Consider the following 6,155-nt stretch of genomic DNA (forward strand, 5'->3'; position numbering starts at 1 on the left):
CCTGCTACGATAAAAGGCGCAAAACTAAATGAATTACTAGAAAAATCAAATTTAAGCGATAAAACACATTTATTACCTATGCCTAGACTTGTTGAATTTGCTCAAAATATGGAGTTTAATTCAACAAAAGTTAGCAAGTATATAAAAAATCAAATATCTAAATTCGATAGCAAAAATATATCTCTTTTAGTCTTAGGCTGTACGCATTTTAACTACTTTAAAGATAGCTTTATAAGCTTAATTCCAAATTCTAAAATAGTAGATGGAGTCGATGGAACAATAAGACAGATAAAAAGAAAAATAGATGAACTTAATAGCAAAGGCAAAAATTTAGATACAAAACTACTATACTACTCATCTAAGAAACAAAAAGATATAAAAGAGATTGCTCCATTTTTATTAAGGTTAGATAAAATGGCTAGGATTTAAGGTTTATCGTTGCAAATACTAAATTAAACATTACAACCAATTTTGCCCTCATAATAATCTAATTAAAAAAAATTTAATATTTTACTACAAGAGGTAAGCTTTTTTAAAAAAATTAATTTTTAGTGAAATAGATAATTTTGAAAATTCATATGCTTTTAATGATGAAAATGCATTAAAAGCAATATTAAGAGATAATGATAATCCTCTTATATTTAACACTCACAAGCAATGGCTATTTTTATTAAATAAAAATTTAGAACAAAATAAGCTATTAAATGATGAAAATTTTGGTAGAATTAAAAAAGAAAATAGAAGCTATATCTAATCAAGATAATTTATTTTGGAATTTAAATTTAATACAAGGAGAAAAAAATGAATTTAGAACACATAATGATGGAGTTTAACAAGATGTTAGACAAAGCAGAATTCAATCTGAAAATGGAACTAGAAGCCCACGAGTGGTTGATGAATCAATTGAAAATAGAGCTAATCAAAGCGAAGAACAGTTCCGATACTCAAGCAATAAATTTTATAGAAGAAAAGATGAATTTCCAAAATCTGATGATAAAAATGACAAAAGAAGAGATCAGTTTGTTATCCTAGATTTAGATAAATACTACTGTTCTTTAAAACAAGTTGTTTATAGATTATCTTCTATTTATAGTATGGTAGATGTAGATACTAATTTTGATTGTGATACACGAGCCAAATTAGTATCTTAATATAAAATCAACAAATTAAAGAGATATTTGAAAAATTAACACCTAAAGAATTACAAGATTTATTAAAATTTTCTAACAATAAAGACTATATTTAACCTTATTAGCCAAGCTAGCCTTCTAGTATATTTCATTTTAGTCTGTATTTTTAATTTTATAATACATTACAATCGCTACTAATCATTAGTAAGAAAGAGTAAAGCAACAACAAAGCAATCTGAATTTAAAAGTATTTAGTAAATTTAATAGATTGCTTTGTTGATTTGCCCACCGCAATGATAAATTTCTTTTTTGAGTATGGGGCGTCCCCGCTTACAGGGACTTTAGCGACATATAGTCTACTCCACCGTTACGCTTTTTGCAAGATTGCGTGGCATATCTACATCATTACCTAATCTAATAGATATCTCAAGCGCAAAAAGCTGCAACACAACCATAATCTCAAAAAACTCACTCATAGGATGAGAGTGCGAATTAATCCTAATAAAATCATCACTTAGCTCAAATTCAACCGGAGAGATAGTCGTGATAAATGCATCTCTAGCTGCAAGCTCTTCGACATTTGATTTAGTCTTATCATATAAGATAGTTTGTGGTAATAATGCAATCGTATATAGCCCCTCATCTGCTAAGGCTATTGGCCCATGCTTCATCTCTCCAGCTGGATAACCTTCAGCATGCAAATAGCTAATCTCTTTTAATTTTAACGCACCTTCAAGAGCTAATGGATAAAAGATATCCCTTCCAATAAAGAAAAATCCATGTCCATGTACATAATGCTTAGCTTTGCGATAAATTTTTTCTTGTAAACTTTTATCAAAATTTACCACGCTTGGGATATTTCGAAGAGCGCTTATCTCATCTTGTAAAGTTGTAGCGCTTATAGTGCCACGGATTTTAGCAAGCTTTAATGCTAGCATCCATAAACAAATCATTTGAGTAGCAAAGGCTTTAGTGCTTGCTACACCTTTTTCTATACCTGCACGAGTTAGTAAAACCTCCTTAGCCATCCTAACAATACTTGAATTATCAACATTACAGATAGCTAGAGTTTTTAAATTTGAGTTTTTAGCAATTTTTAAAGCCTCTAATGTATCTGCTGTTTCACCACTTTGGCTAATTACTACAAATAGCGAATTTGGATTTAAAAACGGCTCTTTATATCTAAATTCGCTAGCAACTACCACAGTGGCTCTAATCTTAGCAAGCCTTTCTAATAGATAGCTAGCAGCTAGTGCAGCATGATAGCTAGTACCACAAGCACATAATACTATTTCATCAATATCCCTAAGCACACTCTCATCAATATCTAAATTTAAATCATCATCGCTTAATCTTCCCATTAAACACTCAGCAATTACTTGAGACTGCTCATAGATCTCTTTTTCCATAAAAAATCTATAGCCATCTTTTAACGCATAGCCTTTATCTTTAGGTAGTTCGCTAAAGCTTAATTTTACCTCATTATCATTTTCATCATATATATTTAAACTTCCAAGTTTTGCTACACCATATGTACCATCTTCAAGATATATAGCATCTTTAGCTAGGCCAATAAGAGGCGAATCTGAACTAGATAGATAAAACTCATCAGCATCTCTAGCGATGATAAGTGGGGCTGCATTCTTAGCAAAGAATAACTCACCAGGAGCTGCCTTGGTCACAAGCAAAGTAGCATATGCACCTCTTAATCTTGATATAGTCTTTTTATATGCATCAAATGGAGTTTTTGCATTTTTATTATACTCTTCAAAAAGATGGACAATTACCTCAGTATCAGTCTGACTTAAAAATTTCACCCCAGCAGCTTCTAACTCATCTTTTAACTCTTTATAATTTTCTATAATTCCATTATGAATCACAAAACTATACTCACCAAGATGCGGATGAGCATTAATCTCAGTAGGCTTGCCATGTGTTGCCCATCTAGTATGACCAATAGCTACGCCAAATCCTTTAGACTCATACTCTTTCATTTTATTGGCCAAATTCTCAAGCTTTCCAACAGCCTTATAATATCCTATCTCATCGCCACTAGCTATAGCCATTCCAGCACTATCATATCCACGATATTCTAACTCTTTTAAACCATTTAATATAATATTTTTTTTCTCTTTATTGCCAATATAGCCAACAATTCCACACATATTTCACTCCGTTATAATCTCTTTTAAAAACTTATCCATTTTAACTTTTAGCTTATCTTCTATAGGTAGAAGTAGCATATTTCTGGTGCGGTTTTTGATAGTTTGTATTCTAGCATTTGCTAACTTAATTTTAAATTTGCTAAGCATACTTAATATATAAACCATAAAACCACGCTGATCTTTTGAGTTTATATTTAGCTTAGCATAATTTTGCGAATAATTCATATCAAAACTAATCTCATTAGATAAAATCACTGGCTTATCGCATTGTGGATTATCTTTAGAGCATAAAGCTTGAATAAGTTGACTTTGAGTATTTTCGATCTTAGAATTATAATCAAGCCTTATATAACTCTTACCATCAAAAAGCTCAAAAATCTCCATATAAGCAAGATCTAAATTACGCAACTCCCACAAAACCATCGCCATATTCCAGCTGCTTTTAGTTATAATTTGTACACTATGGGTTGTTAACTCTAAATTTATATTTGAACACTCATTAGCCTTAAGTGCGATATCGATAATTTGCTGTTGGCTATATTTGATAAAGAGCAAATTTGATTCTATAGCTAAAATTTGCCCTTTTATATGCTTGTCTAAAGATATAAATTCTTTCTGTTTTTTTAAAAGCTCAATCTTTTTAGTGCGCTTATTTACAATATCTATCAAATTCTCATCACTATCAAAAGCATTTAATGCACTATCATAAATTTGGCGTAGTTTAGCATTTTGTGTAGGGCTAAATGGGTGTGAATTTTTAGCTTTTAATCTAGCATAACTTAAGATATATAGTAGTTTTAAGGCTTGCTTTTCTTTAATAGAGCTTACTAAGCTTAGCATTGCTGATTCATTAATTGGTTCTGAGAGTAGATCTATAAGTTGATTTTGATTTTTAATCAAATTCATACCCATATTTATAGTCTTTTGCATTAAATCTAACTTAGTACAATATGAACGGAATATATTTGCGCTACTTGTATAGCTTGTCGAAGCTTGATGCATAAGCGCTACTAGCTTTAATAGCATTTTTCCATTAGCGCATAAATCAGCATAAAGACTAAAGACAAATCTATCCTCAATGCTCTCTAACTCGCCCACGACAGCTACACAACTCTCATCTAAGCTATATTCGCCTTCTAAACTAGCAAGATGCGAGCTAAATTCCATTGGTTTAATGATTTTAAGAAGCTTTGAACTATCTAAAAGAAGTTTTAAAATATCCTTACTATGCTTACGATTTAATATCTTTTTTAATCCTTCATAAACTTTTGGAGAACTACTATCTTCTAGTCGTTTGATATATACTAAGGTGCTTATATCAAAAGCAAGCTCAACATCGGGGAGTAGGCTTAACTCCTTAAGAATAAGCTCAAAGTCTTTTGGTTTTTTACGGCTTGGTACATAAATAGTATTTGCGATATTATATATCCCTCCTGAAAGTCTACAAATCCTAGCAGTACCTAAAGATATTCTTACGCCAAAAGCACGCCTTGCTAGATATCTTGAATAAATATATATAGTATGCATCGCCCATAAACACTTACTTAGGAGTATCTCTTGAGGACTTAAACCTTTTTTGGATTTAGTTTGCATTATTTTAGCTACAGAATCTAGATATTCACGACCTAAAATTTCGCCACCTCCGCTAATTTGCAACGCTGAACGAAGTGAACTAATATAATCAAATGCTAAATTCATCTCGCTTAATTCATTTTCATCTATATATTTTAACGCATTAGATTTTAATGTGCCGCCAAAGAGACTAAAAAGCCAAAATACCCTTTTATAATCCATAAATCCGCCACTACCATTAAGCAAATTTGGACTACAGTCTAAATAGTGCGGACAGTTCATTGGTTCAAGTTTATTTAAATGATAACGGATTAGCTCATCTTTTTTATTTTTATTGATTTGAGCAATTTGAGTTTTAATATTTTTATATAATATTTTTGAGCCACATACTAAACGAATATGGCTAAATAATATCGCTAGTTCAATATCATTAGATATCACGCACAACTCATCTTGTTCATATAGTTTTGCCTCTATATCTAAGCCTACACTTTTTAAAATTTGCAAATATTTTTGGGCGATGGTTTTAGCATTATAGCCTAATTCATTTTTATAAATTATAGCTAGATCGATACTGCTTTTAACACTCATTTCACCAAGCGCATAACTACCTATAGCTACCACACATAGTGGTACACTATCATCACTTAATACAAACTCACCAAATGAGTCTAATTTAACTATATCAAAAGCTGATTTTAAAAACTTATCTATCTCTTTAGATTGATAAATTCCATAATTCCTACCGCCAAGTTTTATAAACCGACTCTTTAAACTCTCTTTACATTTGGCTATATCTTCTTTTAATTTTATATTAGTATTATTTTTATTAGGTCTCATCTACTTCCTTTAAGTAGCATTTTATCTAAATTCAACTTGTAACTATATTATATATAAATTTATATACAATCAAAATTGATAATGAATATAATTTATTTTATGTAATAATCTTACTATTAAAAGAATAAAAAATATATTTTAAGAGATAATGCATTAATTAAAACTTAGTCTAATCAAAACTTTTACTAAAAGCAATAAAATTTCAAAAATTGTTTTAATGAAGTGCCATTATAATAATGACACTTTCTAAAATCAGATTTTACTGCAGTAGTCTTAATATATTTTGTTGTACTGAGTTGGCTTGACTCATAGCGTAGCTTCCGCTTTGGGCTAGTATGTTAAATTTAGAGAAGTTTGCACTCTCACTAGCAAAGTCTACATCTCTTATTTGGCTTTCAGCTGATTTTACATTTACTTGAGTAACTGTAATATTATTTATAGTAGCTAC

5 protein-coding genes and 1 pseudogene are annotated in these 6,155 nt (G+C 30.4%); 3 read left to right on the forward strand and 3 right to left on the reverse strand.

The window, feature by feature from the left end; all coding sequences use genetic code 11:
• The 3 genes and pseudogenes from J6V67_RS02985 to J6V67_RS02995 form a co-directional block, all read left to right on the forward strand.
• Positions 1-429 (forward strand): annotated as a pseudogene (locus tag J6V67_RS02985) (glutamate racemase); the annotation flags it as partial.
• 278 nt (positions 430-707) lie between these two features.
• Positions 708-833 carry a hypothetical protein gene (locus J6V67_RS02990; protein WP_291858557.1) on the forward strand — a complete coding sequence of 42 codons (126 nt, stop codon included), beginning with the start codon at positions 708-710 and terminating at the stop codon, positions 831-833.
• 54 nt (positions 834-887) lie between these two features.
• Positions 888-1,151 (forward strand): hypothetical protein, encoded by a 264-nt coding sequence (locus tag J6V67_RS02995; protein ID WP_291858560.1) that lies wholly within the window; start codon positions 888-890, stop codon positions 1,149-1,151.
• 335 nt (positions 1,152-1,486) lie between these two features.
• On the opposite strand, the gene glmS is transcribed toward J6V67_RS02995, so the two are convergent.
• The 3 genes from glmS to J6V67_RS03010 form a co-directional block, all read right to left on the reverse strand.
• Positions 1,487-3,295 (reverse strand): glutamine--fructose-6-phosphate transaminase (isomerizing), encoded by a 1,809-nt coding sequence (gene glmS / locus J6V67_RS03000; RefSeq protein ID WP_291858562.1) that lies wholly within the window; start codon positions 3,293-3,295, stop codon positions 1,487-1,489.
• 3 nt (positions 3,296-3,298) lie between these two features.
• Positions 3,299-5,707, reverse strand: a complete 2,409-nt coding sequence (locus tag J6V67_RS03005; protein WP_291858565.1) for a hypothetical protein — start codon at positions 5,705-5,707, stop codon at positions 3,299-3,301.
• Between the two features lie 259 nt (positions 5,708-5,966).
• Positions 5,967-6,155: flagellin (locus tag J6V67_RS03010; RefSeq protein ID WP_291858567.1), on the reverse strand; the 189-nt coding region annotated here is incomplete at its 5' end.

Origin of the sequence: Campylobacter sp., assembly GCF_017646085.1 — a bacterium.
Lineage (GTDB): Bacteria > Campylobacterota > Campylobacteria > Campylobacterales > Campylobacteraceae > Campylobacter.